Annotated in this window: 21 protein-coding genes and 2 pseudogenes; 16 read left to right on the top strand and 7 right to left on the bottom strand. The window is 31.7% G+C overall.

Translation table 11 applies throughout. The annotated features are described in order from the left end of the window. Together AWV75_RS18950 and AWV75_RS17645 are read left to right on the top strand one after the other, a co-directional pair. Positions 1–579: hypothetical protein (locus AWV75_RS18950; protein WP_060875556.1), on the top strand; the 579-nt coding region annotated here is incomplete at its 5' end. A gap of 7 nt (positions 580–586) precedes the next feature. Beyond that, entirely contained in the window at positions 587–1,411 is an 825-nt protein-coding gene (locus AWV75_RS17645; protein ID WP_060875596.1) for a hypothetical protein, read from the top strand. 1,032 nt (positions 1,412–2,443) lie between these two features. Here the strand turns inward: AWV75_RS17645 and AWV75_RS18585 are convergent. Together AWV75_RS18585 and AWV75_RS19260 are read right to left on the bottom strand one after the other, a co-directional pair. Beyond that, positions 2,444–2,677: pseudogene (locus tag AWV75_RS18585) on the bottom strand (META domain-containing protein); the annotation flags it as partial. Between the two features lie 89 nt (positions 2,678–2,766). Then, the gene (locus tag AWV75_RS19260) at positions 2,767–2,895 is read right to left on the bottom strand and encodes a hypothetical protein (RefSeq protein ID WP_262492198.1); all 129 of its coding nucleotides are present in this window, start codon (positions 2,893–2,895) and stop codon (positions 2,767–2,769) included. 237 nt (positions 2,896–3,132) lie between these two features. Here AWV75_RS19260 and AWV75_RS17635 point away from each other — a divergent pair, with 237 nt between their 5' ends. Next, the gene (locus AWV75_RS17635) at positions 3,133–3,981 is read left to right on the top strand and encodes a helix-turn-helix domain-containing protein (protein ID WP_060875594.1); all 849 of its coding nucleotides are present in this window, start codon (positions 3,133–3,135) and stop codon (positions 3,979–3,981) included. A gap of 68 nt (positions 3,982–4,049) precedes the next feature. On the opposite strand, the gene AWV75_RS17630 is transcribed toward AWV75_RS17635, so the two are convergent. Continuing rightward, positions 4,050–4,340 carry a GNAT family N-acetyltransferase gene (locus AWV75_RS17630; protein WP_197429607.1) on the bottom strand — a complete coding sequence of 97 codons (291 nt, stop codon included), beginning with the start codon at positions 4,338–4,340 and terminating at the stop codon, positions 4,050–4,052. An 877-nt stretch (positions 4,341–5,217) separates the two neighbouring features. On the opposite strand from AWV75_RS17630, the gene AWV75_RS18945 reads away from it, so the two are divergent. The 8 genes from AWV75_RS18945 (at position 5,218) to AWV75_RS17590 (ending at position 10,611) form a co-directional block, all read left to right on the top strand. Then, positions 5,218–5,517, top strand: a complete 300-nt coding sequence (locus AWV75_RS18945) for an alpha/beta hydrolase (RefSeq protein ID WP_197429606.1) — start codon at positions 5,218–5,220, stop codon at positions 5,515–5,517. A 396-nt stretch (positions 5,518–5,913) separates the two neighbouring features. Further along, the gene (locus AWV75_RS18940; protein WP_060875593.1) at positions 5,914–6,174 is read left to right on the top strand and encodes an alpha/beta hydrolase; all 261 of its coding nucleotides are present in this window, start codon (positions 5,914–5,916) and stop codon (positions 6,172–6,174) included. 59 nt (positions 6,175–6,233) lie between these two features. Continuing rightward, on the top strand, positions 6,234–7,145 hold the full coding sequence (locus AWV75_RS17615; protein WP_060875592.1) for an alpha/beta hydrolase: 912 nt from the start codon (positions 6,234–6,236) through the stop codon (positions 7,143–7,145). Between the two features lie 76 nt (positions 7,146–7,221). After that, complete coding sequence (locus AWV75_RS17610) at positions 7,222–7,857, top strand: NAD(P)H-binding protein (protein ID WP_060875598.1); 636 nt, start codon at positions 7,222–7,224, stop codon at positions 7,855–7,857. A 14-nt stretch (positions 7,858–7,871) separates the two neighbouring features. Next, entirely contained in the window at positions 7,872–8,471 is a 600-nt protein-coding gene (locus tag AWV75_RS17605) for an NAD(P)H-dependent oxidoreductase (protein ID WP_197429605.1), read from the top strand. A gap of 15 nt (positions 8,472–8,486) precedes the next feature. After that, a complete protein-coding gene (locus tag AWV75_RS17600; protein ID WP_060875591.1) occupies positions 8,487–9,281 on the top strand; it encodes an SDR family oxidoreductase in 795 nt (264 codons plus the stop codon). A 13-nt stretch (positions 9,282–9,294) separates the two neighbouring features. After that, positions 9,295–9,954, top strand: a complete 660-nt coding sequence (locus AWV75_RS17595) for an NAD-dependent epimerase/dehydratase family protein (RefSeq protein ID WP_060875590.1) — start codon at positions 9,295–9,297, stop codon at positions 9,952–9,954. Between the two features lie 3 nt (positions 9,955–9,957). Continuing rightward, entirely contained in the window at positions 9,958–10,611 is a 654-nt protein-coding gene (locus AWV75_RS17590; RefSeq protein WP_082711115.1) for a flavodoxin family protein, read from the top strand. Positions 10,612–11,521: 910 nt separating this feature from the next. Here the strand turns inward: AWV75_RS17590 and AWV75_RS17585 are convergent. Both AWV75_RS17585 and AWV75_RS17580 read right to left on the bottom strand, forming a co-directional pair. Next, positions 11,522–11,770, bottom strand: a complete 249-nt coding sequence (locus AWV75_RS17585; RefSeq protein ID WP_060875588.1) for a hypothetical protein — start codon at positions 11,768–11,770, stop codon at positions 11,522–11,524. 485 nt (positions 11,771–12,255) lie between these two features. Continuing rightward, complete coding sequence (locus AWV75_RS17580) at positions 12,256–12,879, bottom strand: RteC domain-containing protein (RefSeq protein ID WP_231738190.1); 624 nt, start codon at positions 12,877–12,879, stop codon at positions 12,256–12,258. A gap of 90 nt (positions 12,880–12,969) precedes the next feature. Here AWV75_RS17580 and AWV75_RS17575 point away from each other — a divergent pair, with 90 nt between their 5' ends. The 4 genes from AWV75_RS17575 (at position 12,970) to AWV75_RS17560 (ending at position 18,123) form a co-directional block, all read left to right on the top strand. Then, the gene (locus AWV75_RS17575) at positions 12,970–13,317 is read left to right on the top strand and encodes a hypothetical protein (RefSeq protein WP_060875587.1); all 348 of its coding nucleotides are present in this window, start codon (positions 12,970–12,972) and stop codon (positions 13,315–13,317) included. A gap of 1,075 nt (positions 13,318–14,392) precedes the next feature. Further along, positions 14,393–15,022: a hypothetical protein gene (locus tag AWV75_RS17570; RefSeq protein WP_060875586.1), complete on the top strand. Its 630-nt coding sequence runs from the start codon at positions 14,393–14,395 to the stop codon at positions 15,020–15,022. Between the two features lie 3 nt (positions 15,023–15,025). Beyond that, complete coding sequence (locus AWV75_RS17565) at positions 15,026–16,570, top strand: hypothetical protein (RefSeq protein ID WP_060875585.1); 1,545 nt, start codon at positions 15,026–15,028, stop codon at positions 16,568–16,570. A 2-nt stretch (positions 16,571–16,572) separates the two neighbouring features. Further along, on the top strand, positions 16,573–18,123 hold the full coding sequence (locus AWV75_RS17560; RefSeq protein ID WP_060875584.1) for a lectin-like domain-containing protein: 1,551 nt from the start codon (positions 16,573–16,575) through the stop codon (positions 18,121–18,123). An 846-nt stretch (positions 18,124–18,969) separates the two neighbouring features. Here the strand turns inward: AWV75_RS17560 and AWV75_RS18785 are convergent. Then, the gene (locus AWV75_RS18785; protein ID WP_060875653.1) at positions 18,970–19,191 is read right to left on the bottom strand and encodes a hypothetical protein; all 222 of its coding nucleotides are present in this window, start codon (positions 19,189–19,191) and stop codon (positions 18,970–18,972) included. Continuing rightward, entirely contained in the window at positions 19,188–19,493 is a 306-nt protein-coding gene (locus tag AWV75_RS17550) for a transposase (protein WP_060875583.1), read from the bottom strand. The genes AWV75_RS18785 and AWV75_RS17550 overlap by 4 nt, the downstream gene beginning before the upstream one ends. A 427-nt stretch (positions 19,494–19,920) precedes the next feature. Here AWV75_RS17550 and AWV75_RS17545 point away from each other — a divergent pair. Continuing rightward, positions 19,921–20,405 (top strand): annotated as a pseudogene (locus AWV75_RS17545) (hypothetical protein); the annotation flags it as partial.

The following is a 20,405-nucleotide window of genomic DNA, read 5'->3' as shown; positions in this document are numbered from 1 at the left end:
AGTTTATTTGAAGAATTACGTCTTTTAAGAGGAGATGATCAATATCCTTCACAAGAGATTAAAGAGAAATTAATTGACTTATATCTTCCTGCAACCGTATCAGATTTAGCGATTAATTTATCCAATATTACCTCTCAATTCTATGCTTTGCAATTACATTCCATAGGAGAGCAGTATGGAGTAGATAAAATACGTTTGCACTCTGATAAACTATTTTACAATCTTGGTAAAGCAAAAGCAGAGCAAGCATTAATTAAAGATGCTACTATGGATCGAGATTGCAGGTCAATGGTTTTAGTCGCTATATCTGCTATTTACACCTCGAGTCCGGAGTTCAAGTTTCAGGTGCAAGAATATACTTCAGATTATGCTGTGATTAATTTGAAAGGTGTTGATCGTTATCACAGAGCTGCTAAACAATATAAAATTGATCAATATTTAACCTTTCCAACTTTAATCGCTTTTTTAGATGGAATCAAAGATTATCTTCAATTAAGTGATATAGAAATACAAGTACCTCAATCTTTTTATGACGAAAATTCAAATATAGATTGTACGTATATTATTAAACAAAATTAGTTGTAATATGAAACATTTATATAACTACATCGGGGAGAATTACCCTTATTTATTTCCAATGGATAATTTGGTAAGGAATGCATCTACAGTAGAGTATAGTACTACAAATAGCTCAGATAGTCAATTGAGAGGATTCAAAGAGATAGGGCAAATAGTTGCATCATTGGGAAGTATCTCTTTATTGACAGCCATGGATATTTCTTCTAAAACATTTTTCTTAGCTGAAAAAATTAGAATAAGAAAAATCAATAGTACTATTGTAGAGGATGGATTAAAGTATTGTGCTAAGCCTTTTTCATTTTCAAAGCGTAAAGGAAAAGTTTTAGTAGATGTTTTGAATAATCAAAATCAATTGTTTTATACTTCTGAACTAGAATATGTTATTTTTGATGAAAATGCTTTTAATGATGTTTTCAGCAGTTTTTATACAGAAAAAATTCCTGCAGAAAGTTCTCCAATAAAGGAGGACGTACTGGTGAATTTAATCGAGCCATTTTATTTTAAAATTCAAATCCCTTCTTTTACAATCGAACAATGCAAAGGACATTTTGATAATTATCCTATTGTGCCAGGTGTTTTTATCATGGATCGATTGTTAGAAGGAATTGAGAAATTCTTTAAGCTCCAAGGAGAGGATGTACAAAGTAAAAAATTAGTTTTAGATAATTTAGAAACATTTCTAAATACAGCTACTCCAGTCTATAGCGAATTAAGCTCGCTAGTACATTACCGCCAAGTATCTAAGGATAGTTATTTGTTTGTGTGTACTATTACTGATAGTAATCATAAAATTGAATATGGTCATTTTGTAATTACTATGAAACTTTATTGAAAGTAGTATAAATATCTTATAAAGATAAAAGGAGAAGATAGGTTTAAGTCTAAAAATATGTTTTTAGATTTATATATTGTTTTTCACGATTGTGATAATATTTAATTAAAATATATAGGCTCTGCTGAAGTAAAATATGATGAGATTACTGCGATGAAAAAAGCACAACTACTAAAAGAAGAATTTAGTATAACGTTCTAAGGAGTATTAGATAACAAAAAAACAGGCAATAACGTGAAGATTTCTATTGCCTGTTTTTTCTTATGCTAGCATTAATTTCCCTTGGTTTCTACCTATGAATTGTATTTATTTTTCCCTTTATTTATTCTTTAATTTATTGTATTAAATAATAAGTCTGGTAATAGTAAAATGAATACGAATTTAGGATACTATAAAAGCTATAATTTAGTAGAATAACCCCAGATGGTTCCTGCATGGAAATCATATTTTAGTGAATTAATCTTACTAAAGCAATGCTTTTATAGATATAATCTTGTAAGGAATTGATTCGTCTTGTACTGTTATCACAATAAATCTACTCGAATTTACTTGTTTTATTAGTAAAATTTAGAAGAGGTAGTGCAATTAATGAAGTTCGGTATAAATTAGCTTTTGTTATTGATTTTATATTTGCTTCAATTTTTGTTAAATCATCTTTTTCTTGATTATTTTGAAAATTAAATTCATTGATTAGACTATTATTTAAATAAAGTGAAGCTGCCAAAAAGCTACGTCTAAATATTGTTTTAAATTGTTTTTGATTTCCCTTTCATATTTTTGATTTTATTTGTATTCTATTTTTGAAATAGCATATGGTATATTCCTACGGAATTGTAATAACAAATCTACCAAGGAAGGATAAAATGAAACAGGAAATTAAATGCAATTCCTGCAAGATAAAATCAGCTTTTTTTATGCATTACTTTGGTGAATGTCTTTATTGTCCAGTTGTAAACTTTGCTGTGATTTCTCCCTTTTCATTTTTTAGGGACAACGTATTGTTTTCTGTAGTGAAACTTTTTGCGTTGTTCATTACATCAAGAAACCTTGTTCCACTTTCATGTTAGGACAGGTCATTTGCTTAGCTGTAATATGCGAAAACGTTATGCCATCGGTGTTCTTTAACTCCTCATTACAATCAAAACCGTTGTATCCCATATTTCCGGAAACACGGTTTCCCTTTTCAAAAATAAGGTTTGGATATTGGGGAAAAGTGGTGTCCAATTCCACAGGAGTTCCGTTGAGTTCAATCAGATTCCACTCTTTTCCGTAAAGGTCTACTACTACTACTACTACTACTACTACTACTACTACTACTACTACTACTACTACTACTACTACTACTACTACTACTACTACTGGTGTTGTATCGGTTTTTGTTCAACTGTATCTGTTGCCGAAACGTCAGAAGATGTTTTATTTGTGTTGGAATTACAGGGCGTTGTAAACGCAGCCAACGTAATGATAAAAAGGATTTTCTTCATTTTTTATCTATTTAAATGTTTTTTTTTTGCTGGATCTATCAAATCAAATTTCACATTGCAAATTTAAAAAATAAACTTTACAGGATTTTTTATGGACGTTTTTTGTGAATATGGGTTGAGTAACTAAAAAATATTTCTTTATCCCAATCCGTTAAATGTTTCGTTTTTACAGTTGTATGTTTCATTATTACGTGTTTGTTTTTTCTAAATTTGCAAGATTAACAGTTAATCGTAAAAATGTCTAAACCATACAATATATCCGCTTTTTTAAAGTATATCAATGTCAAAGGCTCAACAAATGATAATATACAGGTAATTCACTATGACGATCACAAAGACATCAGGTTGAAATCAGAACCTGTTGAGCTTGATTTTTACCTGATTGCTATAAAAAACAATATTGATGTGCAACCGCCTATTGAAGAGATGTCATCATCGTACCTGTTTTTGGACAGACCCGGGAACCTTATGGAATGGGATCTTGCAGGTTCTTTTCTGGGCTATGGTATTTTTGTCAGCGAGAAACTGTTGAAGAAATATGCTAAAGATTACACCTTTACAAGATACAACAGGCACGAAGCTCTTTATTTGACGGAAAGAGAAAGCCGGATACTGCTTGACCTTTTTATAAAGGCTCACGATGAATACAGTCAGGCTGATTTTTCCGAAGATGTACTGGGTTCTTATACCACGTTAATCTTTTCTTATACCCAGATATTTTACGAAAGACAGTTTCAGTCAAGAAGCAAGATTTACAATCAAGTCGTTGCCGATTTTTACAAGCAGCTTGATGACTTCTATGTTGCTGAAAGGAATGAACCGTTTATGCCAACTGTCGCCCATTTTGCAGCAATGAGCCATCTTTCGGTTAATTATTTTGGAGATGTGATTAAGCATTTTACAGGTAAATCTCCTCTGGAACACATTCATCAATACATTATTCAGGTTGCCAAAGAAAAGCTTCGCCAGACCAAGTTGACCATTAATGAAATTGCGTATAGTCTGGGCTTTGAATATCCCACCTATTTTACACGCTTCTTTCGCCAAAAAACAGGCATTTCGCCCAAGATTTTTAGAAATCAGTGAAATGTTTCATTTTTGGGGAGTGTTAATTTAAATTGATAGGGTTATTAAAGTTATTCTTTGAAAATTTATTAAGGTTGTCTCAATTCCATATGTAAAGTTGGATGAGGTTTTTCTGATGAATCTGATTCCGAACGGCTTTTTGTTTCAAATCCGTGTTTTTTATAAAAACCTATTGCTTGTTTGTTTTGTTCATTCACATCTACTTTTTTAACATTTATTTTTTCAATTGAAAAATTTAATAATATTTTATCCATCTGTTTCTCTTTATAAGAGGGATGAATGAATAGCATTTCTAAATTTTGTTCCGCCACACCAAGAAATCCAATTATTTTATCTGCCTCGTTTCTTATACATTTCAAGTCTACTTCATTTAAGTAGTGACCCAAAATAAGCGGTTAAAAGTGTTCTATATCGTCCTCTCGCAGAAAATGATCTATTGTCTTAACATGAGCCTCCCAAACCTGTATTACTTCAGCATATTCATCTTGCCTGATATTGTCTATTTCGTATTTCATTTTATTTCTTCACTTTTTTTAATTGGTCGATTTTGTTCTTTTAGTGGTATAAAATCTAAATAAGAATACAAAATTATTAGCCCTGATTTTTAAATATTATCAGGATTAAAACAATCTGTCCTAAATGATAATAATTATGTCCTATCATTCCGTCAATATTTCTTAAATATGTTCCGTATTTTTCATCTACAAAACTTTCTTACAGTTTTTCTTCGGTTATTTTTTCGATCAATTGAGTAAACTCCTCAGCATCGTTCCAAAATTTATTCAAAAAACTTTTCCACTGGTCCTGTGAAGTTATCAGTGGAAAATCAAAGCTGAACTTATCTTTAGTTTCCAGATTTCCCCCAAGAAAAATATTCTTAATTTCATTAATATAATAATGAATGTGCTGTGCAAGTATCGAAATCGAGTTTTAATCCTGAAATCGGGCATTTGCTGCCCGTCAGTCCAGATGATTTAATTGGTCCTCAAAATTTGTATTTGAAATCCAAGTTCCGTTTAAAATTACTTCCCATAACCTATTGACAAGTTGTATCTGAATATTCATTTTTTATGATTTTGAAAAAGGTAAATTTACAAATATTTCCAGTAGCTGATTATTGGTCGAATGAATTTATGCTAGCACCCACCAAAGAGGAACCAATATCCTCCATTCAGTAAAATGTTTCGTTTTTTTAAGTGTTTTGTTTTCAAAAGTAGCGTAAATGTCTGTTTATCTTTGCAATATAAAATTAGAAAAAAGAAAATAAGGGGGTATGATACAGCAAAAAAAATCAGTTTAAAAAACAATAACAACAGAAACATCACAATGTCAGCCGTTATTAATTTCACTGTAGGATTTAATAAAAATCAAAAACACCCAATAGTGGTTGTATCAAATCCTGGTGGAGGTGTTAAGGAGCAGGCATCCGGTCTGTATGCTAGAAAGCTGGCAGAACAAGGTTTTGTAACCATTGCCTATGATGCTTTTTACCAAGGTGAACGTATTGGGGAGCCACGTCAGTTGGAGAACCCATAAATCTGTACAGAGAACATAAGTGCCGTAATAGATTCTCTAACGATATTACCTTATGTTGATCAGGAAAATATCGGTGCTATGGAAATTTGTACTGGTGCAGGTCATATCGCAAATGCAGTCATCAATGACCACCGTATCAAAGCCGTAGGGACGGTTTGTGCCGTAAATATTGGTCAGATGTTCCTTAATGGCTGGGAAACAACATAAAAGATGTAGATGCGATGCCTTACTTGTTGGCAGGTGCTAATGCAAGAACAGCAGAGGCAAAAGGCGAAACCAAACGATGGCATTGGCTCCGATGAAAGAGGAAGATGACCTAACGAAGAATTGAGAAAAGCTTGAGAATATTATCACACCAACCGTTGCCATTACCCGACAACTCCAGGATGGACAACATTGAGAAGTTTTACGCAAATCATCACTTACGATGCTTACAATAAAACGGAAACATTCTTTACACAACCTTTATTGGTGATAGTTGGTAACAATGCAGGCAGTGTGTTGATGAGTGAAGACCTGATCAACCGTGCAGCTTCTACTAACAAAACCAAATATGTCGTTGATGGAGCCAATCATATGGTTTTGTACGATGGCGAAAAAGAAGTGAATGAAGCTATTGGTCAGTTAGTATCGTTTTTCAACAACAAATTGAAATAGTTTAAACATAAAGTTGATGTATGCCTTTACAATAGATATTAATTTAAAATCTTAAGAAAATGAAACAATCAGTAAAATTCAAAGCACTTTATTGGGATATAGCAGCAGATTTGCTTTTCCCACCAAATTTTGACGAAAACAAAAAATATCCTGTTATCATCAGTACGCACCCAATCGGGAGCTGCAAAGAACAGACTTCAGGAAATGTTTACGGGAAGGCATTTGCCGATGCAGGATTTGTAGTATTGGTTCCGGATGCTTCTTTCCAAGGTGAAAGTGGCGGTGATCTAAGATATTTGGAAGATCCATCTTTCCGTGTAGAAGATTACAGCTACGCCATTGATTATCTGGTAACACTACCTTTCGTCGACGAAAACCGTATCGGTGCATTAGGAATGTGCGGCGCAGGCGGATATGTGGTCAGTGCAACAATGAAAGAACGCCGTATTAAAGCAGTAGCTACACTTACAGGGGCTAATTATGGACGTGTAATGCGTGAGTTTGGTGATCCAATAGCCAACCTTGAAGCCATTGCAGCACAAAGAACTGCTGAGGCAAGAGGTGAAGCGTTAAGAGTTGACCAGGGATTATACCCAACCTATGAAATGGCTAAAGAAGCAGGTGCGGATATCGACCTTTTGGAAGCGACAGAATACTACCGTACGGCTCGTGGTGAAAAACCAAATGGTGTAAACAAAACCTTGTTTTCGCATAATGCAGCAGCAATGACGTGGGACGCTTATAATTTGGTTGAAAAATTGTTAACGCAGCCATTGATGGTTGTAGTAGGTAATAAACCAGGAGCTTTCGGAGCATACAGAGACGGTTTCGAAATCATTCGCCGTGCAGCTTCTCAAAAGAAAGAATTGGTGGTGGTTGAAGGATGGTCACACTATGACCTTTACGACAAACCGGAACCGGTGAAAATCGCATTGGATAAATTGATTCCGTTCTATCAAGAGAACCTTTAATCAGTAACAACAAATAATGCCAATGACTTTATCAATGGTTAAAGTCATTGGTTTTTTATCAATAATTAAAAATAAAATGAGTACAAAAATTTTAGTATTAGGAGCAGGCGGTGCAATTGCACAACACGCCATCAACTTTTTGCAAGAAAATAAAGATATAGAATTAACATTATTCGCAAGAGATACACAGAAATTGCCTCAGGTAGGTTCAGGAGCAAACATTATCAGCGGAGATGTTTTGAACACGGAAGATTTGACCAATGCTATCAAAGGTCAAGATATCGTATATGCCAACCTTGCAGGAGATGTAGATAAAATGGCGACAGCAATCGCTGAAACAATGATACAGCAGGGCGTAAAACGTCTGATTTTCGTTACTTGTCTTGGTGTGTATGATGAGGTAGCTGGGAAATTCGGAGAATGGAACAATATGATGATTGGTTCGGAATTGGTACGTTACGGTAAAGCAACTCGCAATGTAGAAAAATCAGGATTAGATTATACCGTTGTACGTCCGTCTTGGTTGACCGATAAGGACGAAACGGATTTTGAAACTACACAAAAAGGTGAAGCTTTTGTTGGTACAGAAGTAGCAAGAAAAGCAGTCGGTGCTTATATCGCTGATGTAATCCTGCATCCCGAAAAAGACGTAAAAGCTAGCGTTGGTGTAAACAAACCAGGGATTTACGGAGATAAACCTGCTTTTTATTAATTGAAATAGTGAAAATGTATAAAATTAAAACAGTTTTATTAATAAATACGCATTTAATCTACCCGAATAGATCTGAGGGTAGGTTAAATGCTTCTTTGCAAAATGTAGCAAAAGATTTTTTTCTGTCTAGAGGCTACGAAGTATTGGAAACCAAAGTAGAAGACAGTTACAATTCCGAAGAAGAAGTTGCCAAACACTTACAGGCAGACATTATCATCCTTCAAACACCAATAAATTGGTTCGGAGCTCCTTGGATTTACAAGAAATATACCGATGAACTTTTTGAAACAGGACACGCCAAAGGTGAATTTCTCGAAGGAGACGGACGCAGCAGGCAGGATGCAACAAAGCAATACGGTTCAGGCGGGAAATTGCAGGGCAAAAGATTTATGGTTTCGGCAACGTGGAATGCCCCAGAAGAAGCTTTTGGAGATAGCAGTCAGAACCTTATGAAAGGAAAAACCACAGATGACCTATTGCTGAATATCACCAGCAACTACGCTTTCTGTGGAGCAGATATACTGCAAGGTTTTAACAGCTTTGATGTGGTGAAGAATGGCTCGCCTAAAGAAGATTTAGAAAACTATAAATCTTATTTGGCTAAAATTATTTAAAATATAAGATTTACAATGAAAACAATATTTATTACAGGAGCATCAACAGGATTAGGAAAGGCTACGGCAGTATTATTTCAATCAAAGGGCTGGAAAGTCATCGCAACGATGCGTGATGCGGTCAAAGGGGCAGATTTGGCAAAGCTAGAAAATATTACTGTTCTTCCATTGGACGTAACCAATCCTTCACAGATTGAAGAAATGGTTGCAAAATCATTGGAGCTAGGAACGGTAGATGTGGTATTCAATAATGCGGGTTATGGTCTAGGAGGTCCGCTCGAAAACCTGACGGATGCAGAGATCGTAAGATTATTCGACACTAATATGCTGGGTACGATACGTGTTACTAAAGCATTCATTCCTCATTTTAAGGAGAGAAAGCAAGGTTTGTTTATTTCAACTACTTCGATGGCTGGATTGATGCCTGTTCCATTCAATACGATATACAATGCCTCAAAGGTGGCTATTGAAGGCTGGACAGAAGGAATGGTGCCGGAACTTGGGGTGTTTAACATCGGAATAAAAACCGTTGCTCCAGGCATCATCAAATCCCAGTTTGGCGAAAACGCAATATGGGCGATAACTGAGGAGTACAAAGAAGGATTTGAAAAATCAATGGCACACTTCGATTTCGGAAGCTATTTCTCTACGTCTGAAATGATTGCCGAAATCGTGTATGAGGCGGCTACCGATGGTAAAAATCAACTTCGTTACATCGCAGGTGAAGATGTCAACAAACATTTTGCAAAATATGAAGAAATGGGACGCCAAGCTTATATGGATCAATTGGTGGATAAAATAATCAAGTAAAAACATTGAATGTATGAAAGTAATCATCACAGGAGCTACAGGAATGGTAGGCGAGGGCGTTTTGCAGGAATGTATTGCAAGTCCGACAGTAACAAATATCCTACTTATTAACCGTAAACCGAGTGGATATGCGGGTGATAAAGTTGAAGAAATATTGCACAGTGATTTCAATGACATTTCACCGATTGGCGAAAAGCTAAAAGGTTATGACGCCTGCTATTTTTGTGCAGGAATATCTTCTGTAGGCGTAACAGAGGAAGAGTACAGAAAATTCACTTATGCCCTCACTATAAATTTTGCAACTGTTTTGGCGGATATAAACCCAAAAATGACATTTTGCTATGTATCGGGAGGTGGAACGGATAGTACCGAACGAGGTCGCACGATGTGGGCAAGAATAAAAGGAATGACAGAAAATGACCTGATGAAACTTCCGTTCAAAGCAGTTTTCAATTTCAGACCTGCCTTTATGCGACCAACCAAAGATGCAAAAAATGTGAAAGGGTTTTACAAGATAATTGATGTTTTATATCCTTTATTGCGAATATTCAGCAAAACTTTCTTTTTGACCCTGCAAGAAGTGGGCAAAGCAATGATTAATGTAACAGCCAATGGATACGAAAAGAATATTCTGGAAACCAAGGACATTCTATTGTTGAATATTAAAAAGTAATTTATGCAGATAGAAATGGTAAAAAATAAAATCAATTACAAAAAGATGATTTGGATTACGATAGGTTTGGTTCTGTTGAGCTTAATATGGATCCTTATAGTAAATGTTAGTGTTGATTACTATCAATTAAATCGTAACCGAAAGATAGTGAAAGAATTACAAGTGGACAATGCTTCGAGCAAGACCTTAGTTGTCTTCTTTTCAAGATCGGGAAATACTGAATTGATGGCAACGAAGATTGCCAAAATCAAACAGGCATACCTTATTCCCATTCAGTCCAAAAGAGATAATATCGGTTTGAAAGGTATGATCGAAGCGGTAACGGATGCCAGAAAAACAACAGCCGAAATCAGTCCGTCCAAAATTGATTTATTGCAATATGATACGATTTATATCGGTTCGCCCATTTGGTTGTATAGCCCTACACCACAGGTTTTTGAATTCGCTAAAAACAACGACTTTACAGGCAAAAAAGTGATATTGTTCAATTCGATGAATAGCAAATTTAAGCAAAAATACATTGATGATTTTAAAAATGTCATTGAACAAAATGGAGGGACTTTTGAAAAACATATTTATATTATCCGTGACAGAATGATTCAACAGATCGATGTGAAAGACTTTCTAGAAGAAACAGGAAAACTATCGGCTAAATAAACATGAAGTTTACAATAAATATAACTGAAACAATAGAAATGATGATCGAAAACATTCTAAAATTTCTGAACTCTAAGAAGAAATGAAGAAACAGATGAAGATATAAACACAAACACCTTGCAAAATATGAAGTAAAGGAGTGCCAAGCCTATATGGAAAAGTTGGGAGGAGAAATAACCAAATACACACATACTCATGATGGCAATAGCGTATTGGGAATAGTTTTAATTTAAAACTTTGAATTTTGACAGTAATTATAGTAGGAGTTACAGAAGTGATAAACGAATACGTTTTGTAAGAGTGTATTGTAAATCCCCAAATAGAAACAACATTACTTATCTGCTAAAAACATAAAAGGAATTTATAAAATAATCAATTTTTTCTATCCTATTCTAAGACCCTTTAATAAAACTTTTTTTTTCTGCCCCTGTAAGAGTGGGTAGAGCAATGATTAACATAACAGCCAATGGTTACAAAAAGAATATTTTGGAAACCAAAGACATCCTTCTCTTAGGGAATAAAAATCATGGAGACCCCCTAAAACTCCTTTCTAAATCTACCACAATATATATATATATATATATATTCAGCGTTCGGTTGAACCTAAATCCTATACTTCGCATAAGCACATTAGCAATCTGTTCTCTATTGTACGTGTATGGATCATCTGATTACGATAATAATTCATAAGATCTAAAATATAATTGTAAATAAGTATTTGTTAAGTGTAAAAAAACATATTAACGAATGAATTTTTAATTTATTAATGCCACATTTCTATCATGTAAAGTGATGATGGTTTTAATAACATAGAATTTATTTGTAAGTATTAATTATTATGATTAAAATATACAGTTGTTTTATAGAATAAAATTTGTTGATCGTAAATAGATTTTGACAAAAACTAATATTAATAAGGTAGTTTTATGATATAAACTAAAACATTTTTTTGAATAAAAAGAAACTTTCTTACCTTAATTTCTTTCCTTTTAATTACAAAATTTTCTTGAATTAATTGATAGTGGAGTATTTTAGGAATAGTTTTCATAATAACATAATCTCGTCCTTGTTCTTTCTCTTTTTCTAATAGAAGAAGGAAGTCCTTAAAATAATTAGTATCATCCAGTGATTTTAAACGTTCAATATTTATTTTTAACATTTTATTGATATTTTATAATGCTAATTTATATTAAATATATTGATAAGCAAATTTTGAAAGTATTATAATTAATTATTCTATCAAAAATGGTGTAAGCATAAAGCTTTGTTTGACTTTAAAACCAGCGAGCAATTAAGATGAATGAAATTTATTTTGATTAGTTAAATTTAAACAGACGAGTTAAGTAATGTTTGGTAAAATATTTATTATTAATTCATTGCGAAATTTGCTTTTATTTATAACGATTGTTCTTTAATATGTCATTTAGCATGATAGAAACTAAATTAGTTGTATCATTTTTATTCAAGAATAATTCTTTATATCAATATAAAAGAAAGTGAAAAATAAATGTCTTTTATCATTTTCATAGGGGAGCCGAGAAGGATAATACATAATTTAACTGCAATAGATAAGTAAAACATAATTAAAAATTTACGAAATGGCATTTTAGTGGATGATATAAATATTGAGAGAGGGGGGGGGGATTATGCCTTATCCATATACTCTTCCAACCCTTGTTTCAACTTATCTAAATAACAAGTCCTTGATTTAGCCCTTGTTTTCATCCGGTGAAAAGCGTGATGAATATCTCCTAATGGAATTTGAAACAATTCTTGAAAAATAACAGATATTTTCCTGATTTCTGTTTTACCATGCCCGATAGAACCAGTTACATAAAGAGCATAGATTAGTTCTATAAGCGCATTTTGAGATTCCGACCAATATAGAGTGGTGGACGCTACTTTTTTTGATTTACCAGAATAAATAGCTTGCTGTTGTATAAAATCCAATTGATCTGTTAGATAACTATAGAACATATTATCAGCTAAAATTTTTGCCACTTTTAAATCATAATAGGTTGAGAACTCCAAATCAACTTTAAATGCCACGCTGCTTAAACCTTCCTTAAGATCAATTTTCCCTCTGGTAAAATAGAGATGATCCTTGTCTGTTCGATTGTTTATGTAGTATTTATAAAAACTGGATTTACTAATATATTTTCTATTGTGATTTTTAAGCTGAGTGAGTTTTTTTGAAAAGAACTTTTTCTCCAGATGCATTTGTTTGTTAAGACTCGATTCTAATCGGTATATTTTATTATAAAACATTAGCTTACCAAGTATAGTGGGTTTAACCATTTAAAAAAATTGACCTATTTATATACAATAATGTACTAACATTATTTAGTCTTTGTTTTCTTGTCTTTAGGATTACAAAATGCTAATAACACATTAGCAAATATTTCATTCGTTACTGTAACTGTTTCTTGCTTAGTGTTATTTACTGATTTCGTATATATAAGAAAACGTTTTGGATTTAGACCTAAGTTAGTCACAATTGATAAATGTGATGCAATTACTAGCCATATTGGTAGGAGAAGTTTTGCGTCTAATTTTTATGGTAAGATACCAACTGCATTATTGATGGATGCAACAGGGCATGCTACAGAACAAATGTTTAACCGTTATATTTCTAATTTTGATACTGAACGAGCAAAACTATTGAGTAATTATTTTGAGGATAACTTTAATAATTTAAATGCTTGATTTTTAGTTTTAAATAAAGTAGTTTACAGTGCAAAAATCAATCAAATTTTTTAATCAAAATAGGTACTGGGTCTGTTTATTGCTAATAATGGAGTTACCCTAGGATATATGTATATAATATTCAGAGAGCAAATAGTAAACTACGTTTAGATAATGTTTATTTAGTTTTGGTTTAGATGTTTTTTGAAATTGTACGATAAATAAGGTATTTGAGTTAAGAGAGGGATTACTTGATTTTGCAGAATATCTTGATTAATTTTATTATAAGAGCGCATTTAAACAAGATGAAGAGGATATTAAATCAAAAATTTTAAATGAACTCAGTAATCAAGATCTATCGTTTGCTGAAAAAAGATATTATAATTAATGACTTAAAAAAAAGAACTGTCTAAGTATAAAATGGATGCACCTAATTTAGTAAATGAAATTATACACTACTAAAAACAGTATTATGAAATTTTGTATGTATTGTTTCTGTGTTCAAAAGTTAATCTACTCTTAAAGAATTGATTTTTACTATCTTCGTTTTAGATGTTGTTGTGTTTTTTAATGAGTTTCACAAGACTTATTTAGATTAATATATTGAAAAGACTTATTCAATAAAAATTAAAAACTGTCTGAATAACACACATTATTTATTGAGTATTCTGAAAATAAAAGGCTATTTAAAATCGCATATTAAAGTTTTTTTTATTTCTTTTAGGCTCGATTTGAGGTTTTTTATAATTTTCCTTTCATTGTGTTTTTTTTGAAATATTATCTTTTTTTATTTTTATTTTTCGCTTATTTCTTGTTAATATTTGTGATTTGATAAAAGTATTAATATGTTTTTAAGATATAATTAATTGGTTTAATTTTGTGCAGTAATTTAAAAAACTATTGTCTTTTGTGGCATTTATTATAATTGGTACGGCTTTAGCCCAAATTTTGGTAGGAACTAAGACTCTATTAAATGTGGTTCAATTAAATATAGTATCAATTGATAAAGGAATTTTAATTCCGCATATAAGATTGGAATTTAAAATTTACAGAAATCTAATACGTGTAAATATAGAAAATTGTTAAAAGAAAAGAAATGAAAAAGTTATTAATTATCGCATTAATGTTATTAGGGGCTAATATTGGATTTACTTATGGACAGGTAGTTATTGGTTCTCTTGGATTCCCTGCTGAAGGAGCATTATTAGATTTAAAAGAGAAGGAAGGTGAAGCTTCTGCTACAAAGGGGTTCTTGATGCCTAGGGTCACACTGACAGATTTAACTAAGTTATCTCCTTTAGTAAATGTTGAGAATGAAGCAAATAAAGCGAAGCATAAAGGGCTTCAAATTTACCATGTTGGAGGTAATAATATTGATGAAGGATTAAAAATATGGAATGGAAGTAAATGGGATGAGATATTTAGTTTTCAAAAAGGACAATGGGTTTATATGCCACCATTTCCTATTAAGATGTATTTGTATGATAATCAAACAATTGATCTTTATGCTGAATATAGTAGACAACTTAATGGAAAGGCTGAGTTATGGGGCCCTAATGAAGTTACTTTTGTGATTACTGGATTTGATGATATTGCTTTTGCGACCGAACCAACTATAACGAAAAATACAAGTGGGCCGATTTATACCCATTTGCTTAAGTTTAAAGCTGATGTAGGGAAATTAACAGCAGCTTCGTATTTAAATATTATTGTAGTAAAAAATTAAGGAATGAGAAAATATGTTATTTATGTATTTAATGTAACTTCATTTCTTATTGGTAATGTTGTGGCTTTAGCACAATTTCCTTATCAGAGTACATTAACAAAAAAAGATGAGTTTGATCAATTTTCTTCTTCTTCTTTAGTTGAGTTTGGTGTGAACGGTGCTACACTTACTCCTAGTAGTAATAATCAAATTGGAATGACAAGAGGGTTTTATCTGAATGATTTAGCATTTACTGTAGATAGAGGTTTTATTATTGAATTTGATTATTTAATGACAGGAGGATCTGCTCCGTATTTTGCTGATGGTTTAGCTTTAGTCTTATTTGATGGGAGTGTTACAGAACCAAAGATTGGATCTGATGGATCAGGCTTAGGATATGCATACAAACTAGGTTCAAGTTCATCTATTGGATTAAGTAAAGGTTTCTTAGCCGTAGGTATTGACTTATGGGGAAGTTTTAAGTTTAGACGCAGTGAGAGCTATGAATATAGAAATGGTATTCGAAATGGTAGTGGAAATAGTACATTAATTGGGGATCCTGGAAATCTATATAAACAAGGAGAATCAAAGAATCATATTACTATTAGAGGCCAAGGTAATCTATTTACTGGTTATCCTGTTTTAATTTCGCAGAGTACTACTAACTTCGAGTCCAGGACAATGTTAAATTTTGAAACTGGTCTGTATGATATAAAACCTGATGCTCCCCAAGATGAATCTTTTTCATTTTCTTTAAGAGAAAATACAAGTAGTAATGAGAATGATATTAGTGCTAGTTATGGAGATGCTTCATATCGTAGAATATTTATTTATGTGATCCCTGGAATAAAGAATAATAAGAAAGGTTTTTATATGACAATTGATATGATACATGGTTTTAAAAAAGACTGTATTATTAAGGATTTTTTCTTACCAGATAATGAAATTATTAAGTATTCAGAAGTTACTGCATTGTCAGAGTCTAGCAACGAAGTTAAAGATTTAATATTAAAGGCTCCTGCTACATTCAAATTAGGGTTTATAGGTTCAATAGGATATTATAGTCAAAAACAAATAGTGAGAAATTTAAGTTTATATATGCCGTTTTCTCCAATTGTTGAAAGTGTTTTTATGACAGAAGTATGTGAAGATATTCCTACTGAGATTGATGTGCTTGAGCATAGTGTTGGTTTTAATGATAATATATATAAAGGCCAAGGAGATTTACGTGAATATGGAGATAGAAGCTATATAGATCCATATAGTTTTCAGTTTAGTGTCATTATTGGAGGATTATATCAAGATACACCTCAACCTTATACAGCTGTAACTCAGTATGGAGTTTATGAGTATAACCCAGTAACGGCAAAAATTATTTTTACTCCAAATAAAGGGGGTACAATGCCTGTGTATGATCAAGTTTATTTTTCAATTAGAAATAAAGATAATCAACTTTTAAATAATTTTAATCTTGGAAGTGATCAGTTTAGATCAAATAAAGGTATTATCAGATTGACTTTTGGAAAAAAATGTAATGATGTATTAATGGTAAACGGTAATAGTATATAGTTATGAGAAATAAAGGATTGTTTAATTATGATAAAATGTTTTGCTGTTTATTAGTACTATTATTTAATCATTTGTGTGTTGGACAAAATCAGTTTCCTTATTTTAATACAGGAGAGAGTGAAGAAGGATTTCTAAAAATAGAAGCAAAGACAAGTGGGTATTCTACACCAAATTTGATTACTTTTAATCAGGATGGTATCAAGTTATTGGATGGTTTTGGTCAACAGTCTTCAGTAGCTCTAAATGACTTTAGCTTTAGTACAGATAAAGGATTTATTTTAGAGTTTGAGTTTGGGTTAGACTTAGGAACTAGTACTCCTGGGGATGGGATTGCAATGGTTTTATTTGATTCAACTATCCCTATTCCTGCTATGGGGGTTAGTGGTGGAGGATTAGGCTATGCATATTCTAAAAGAAGATCAAATGGTGATTTAAAAGGCTTTCTTGGAGGCTTTCTTGGATTGGGATTAGATTTATATGGTAATTATAAAAATATAATGTCTTATAATGAAGAAACTCGTAATGGTATTATGGATCCTAGAGATGAATCTAGTGGAAGGCCTTTAGGGAACTATGTTGTATTAAGGGGGCCTGCAGGACAAGATAATAATGAAGGATATCCTGTTTTATTTGCTATTAACACAAAAACAAACAGTAATTACTATTTAAATACATTAAATGGTCTGCCATTAAAGAAACAAAAAGGTTTTGAAGGTCAGCGTTTTGAAATAAAAGGAGGAAAACTGAATGTTGGACTTGACGATCCAGCATATAGAAAAGTGATAATTTCATTAGTAAAAGGAAAGGATGATTTTAATAATAGTATTGATGGTTTTTTTATTTCAGTTGACATGTTGCATGGAACATATAAATCATCAGTTATTAAAAATTATTTTATACCTAAAACAGGTATTATATATTATAAAGAACTTATTTCTGGAGGTTCATTAACTTCAACATTAAAACCTCTGATTATTAATGTACCTACTAAATTAAAAATGGCATTTACAGGCTCTACTGGTGGTGAATGGATTCGTGCACATATTCGTAATATTTCATTGAGTTTACCTTACTCACCTTTAACTAATGATATCTCTATTCAAGGAGTTTTAGTAGATGTGCCTTATATTATTAAACCATTGTACTCAGCTTATGGATATAATAGTAATGTGTATTCTGTGCTGAACCCTCCTATAAAGTCTTTTTTGTACTTAGACAAGAAGACATTTAGGTTTAAGAGATATGACCCAGTTTCTAAAAAAATTGTATTAACACCTGATAATTATATTTTGAATGAACCAGGAGTGGGAACATTTATATATGATGAGAATACAGGGGAAGTAACTTTCACTCCAGAAGCAGAATTTCAGGGTAATGATCCATATACATTTTATTATGATATTAAAAACCTAAAACCTATATCAGGAGTAGATATTAGTATTGAGGATTATAGATCTAGAACATCTGCTGTTACTTTGAATTTTGCTAATAGAAGTACAGGTATAGATTCTTATCCTAGTATAATAGTAAATAAAGGAATAAAAAAACACTAAGTGGTAAACAGTATTAAAAAATGTACAGTAGTTGAATATTAATAAGCATTGGTTTATTTAATTCTTATTTGGGAAATTTTATTGGCCAACTAACAGAAATAGTATTTAGAAAAAACACTCTATATATAGAAGTGTTTTTTTGGTTTTATTAATACATTTATTCTTTTTGGATCTAATATATAAAAATGGATATCATAATGAAATGCTTACAATTAGTTAAGCAACTTTATTTATAATTATTATTTGATTAAACTCATCGATTGTTTGATGGCTTAAGTAAGAGTGTCTACGCCTTTTTATTATGTCACATCTCGATATATTGCATAGGTAAGGTCATTTCGTTCGGGTCAAAGATTTTAGATTCCATTTGCTTTGTATTTAGTCGTAAATTTTCATAAAACATTTTCATTTTTAGATATTTAAAGAAGCTTCTCTCTATGACATTATCCCAACAATTAGCCTTTACTAATTGGTTATTATCTATTTTAGTATTCGTGATGTGCTTCGAAACTCTACTCATGCTTCTGACAACATTGAAGGACTCTAAATAGTTTGCAAATTTGTATTTTGCATATTGTACACTTTGGGCAGCATGGAAAATTAATTCGTCTTTAAAAGATCTGTTCTTTTTGGCCATTTTAAAGGTTACTAGGGGGGTGTTTTCCGCTGACATATCTTTACTGGAGCTTTACTATCTAATAAATCTATTATTGTTTATATAACCCTTCTTTAACGGCAATATAAGTAATATCGGATACCCAAGCTTTCTCTGGTTTAGTTTGTGTAAACTCTCTATTTATAATATTGTCAACCACTAAATAATTGTGTTCAGAATCTTTGGTAATCCTATATCGTTATTTTTATTGTAAGTTGAGGATTAGCATAACGCTGTTTAAACTCGAAGTAAACTTCTGTAATAATGCGTTTTGGATCTGCTTTAGCTTGTCTGCTTTTATTAAAAGGAGAGCGTTTCCAATGATAATAACTGCTTTTACTTACCTCTAAAACTTTACACATAATCCCAATCGGAAATTCATGTTCATGATTAAATTTGAACAGGTAAATCATTTGCCGGGCTTTAAGAAAAGGGCTATTACTTTTTTTAATATTTCATGCTCTAATTCAACAGTAGCTAGCTTCTTTTTTAACTTTTTTATTCTTTTTTGTTCTGGAGTAAGCTTTTGTTTGCCATTGTCTGGAAAACTACCCTCTCCAAACTCTAGAGTATCTTTACACCATTTATATAGCAAAGTGGCTCGATTTCGAAGTTCACGAGCTAATTCTGATTTGTTTGTTTTTTCCTTAGCCAGTTTAACGACTTGCTGCTTAAAAGTAGGATCGTAAGTCTTTCTAATTCTTTCATAGTTCAAAGATAAGTATTTATGTTTTTAAAGGTTAATTTATTCTTAAAAACTGATTTTTATCATGTTTGGCATAGATTTTGTTTCTATGTTTTTTGAATGAATTTACAAGACTAATTTAGATTAAAATATTAAAAAAAACGTATTTAATAAAAATTAAAAACTGTCTGAATAATACACATTACTTATTGAGTATTCTGAAAATAAAAAGCTGTTAAAAATCGCATATTAAAGTCTTTTTTTTTAAAAAAAAAGTTCAATTTGAGGTTTTTTTTGTTCTTTTTCTCATTATGTTTTTTGTTTTAATTATTTATTTTTAAGTTATTTAGTTTATATTTTTAACATTAAAAATAATAATTTAGTAAAAATATGCTGATATGTTTGAGATGTGTATAATTGAATTAGTTTTGTCTGAAAATTAGAAAAATAACAAACAATGATTAAAAAAGTATTACCTCTTGTAGCACTTATGATAAGTGGTACAGCTTTAGCACAAATTGGAGTTGGAACTAAAACTCCATCAAATGCGGCTCAGTTGGATATTGTATCAACTGATAAGGGAATTTTAATTCCACGTGTAAGATTAGAGTCTCAAAATTCACAGAGCCCTATAATTGGAAATATAGAAAACGGATTATTAGTTTATCATAAAGGTAATGATCAATTATTGGAAGGTTTTTACTTTTGGCAAAATAATGTTTGGAATCAAATAATGAGCGATACTAGCTTTTTAGATAGAAAGAATACGAGCTTTGTTATTGGTAACAATCCTAATAAAAACAATGAAGAATCTTTGATTATTACTGATAGTCAAAATCATAGTGTATATCTTTCTGTTAGTGAAATCGCAAATAGCACCACATTTGTTACAAATTTAGTAGAGAATCAGGAGTTTATTACCAAGCTAGGAGATAACGTAGA

It is taken from the genome of Myroides odoratus (assembly GCF_001549985.1).
GTDB classification, from domain to species: Bacteria; Bacteroidota; Bacteroidia; order Flavobacteriales; family Flavobacteriaceae; genus Flavobacterium; species Flavobacterium odoratum_A.
The sequence above is the reverse complement of the archived record's forward strand: the minus strand, read 5'-3'. Positions and strand labels throughout refer to the sequence as shown.

What these genes read in the sequence shown, in the direction of transcription:
- AWV75_RS19260 (WP_262492198.1), bottom strand. Translation starts at nt 2,895, where the DNA reads ATGAAGAAAATCCTTTTTATCATTACGTTGGCTGCGTTTACAACGCCC.
- AWV75_RS17635 (WP_060875594.1), top strand. Translation starts at nt 3,133, where the DNA reads ATGTCTAAACCATACAATATATCCGCTTTTTTAAAGTATATCAATGTC.
- AWV75_RS17560 (WP_060875584.1), top strand. Translation starts at nt 16,573, where the DNA reads ATGAGAAATAAAGGATTGTTTAATTATGATAAAATGTTTTGCTGTTTA.
- AWV75_RS17610 (WP_060875598.1), top strand. Translation starts at nt 7,222, where the DNA reads ATGAGTACAAAAATTTTAGTATTAGGAGCAGGCGGTGCAATTGCACAA.
- AWV75_RS17570 (WP_060875586.1), top strand. Translation starts at nt 14,393, where the DNA reads ATGAAAAAGTTATTAATTATCGCATTAATGTTATTAGGGGCTAATATT.
- AWV75_RS18785 (WP_060875653.1), bottom strand. Translation starts at nt 19,191, where the DNA reads ATGATTTACCTGTTCAAATTTAATCATGAACATGAATTTCCGATTGGG.
- AWV75_RS17645 (WP_060875596.1), top strand. Translation starts at nt 587, where the DNA reads ATGAAACATTTATATAACTACATCGGGGAGAATTACCCTTATTTATTT.
- AWV75_RS17600 (WP_060875591.1), top strand. Translation starts at nt 8,487, where the DNA reads ATGAAAACAATATTTATTACAGGAGCATCAACAGGATTAGGAAAGGCT.
- AWV75_RS17595 (WP_060875590.1), top strand. Translation starts at nt 9,295, where the DNA reads ATGAAAGTAATCATCACAGGAGCTACAGGAATGGTAGGCGAGGGCGTT.
- AWV75_RS17565 (WP_060875585.1), top strand. Translation starts at nt 15,026, where the DNA reads ATGAGAAAATATGTTATTTATGTATTTAATGTAACTTCATTTCTTATT.
- AWV75_RS17580 (WP_231738190.1), bottom strand. Translation starts at nt 12,879, where the DNA reads ATGTTTTATAATAAAATATACCGATTAGAATCGAGTCTTAACAAACAA.
- AWV75_RS17605 (WP_197429605.1), top strand. Translation starts at nt 7,872, where the DNA reads ATGTATAAAATTAAAACAGTTTTATTAATAAATACGCATTTAATCTAC.
- AWV75_RS17615 (WP_060875592.1), top strand. Translation starts at nt 6,234, where the DNA reads ATGAAACAATCAGTAAAATTCAAAGCACTTTATTGGGATATAGCAGCA.
- AWV75_RS17585 (WP_060875588.1), bottom strand. Translation starts at nt 11,770, where the DNA reads ATGTTAAAAATAAATATTGAACGTTTAAAATCACTGGATGATACTAAT.
- AWV75_RS17590 (WP_082711115.1), top strand. Translation starts at nt 9,958, where the DNA reads ATGCAGATAGAAATGGTAAAAAATAAAATCAATTACAAAAAGATGATT.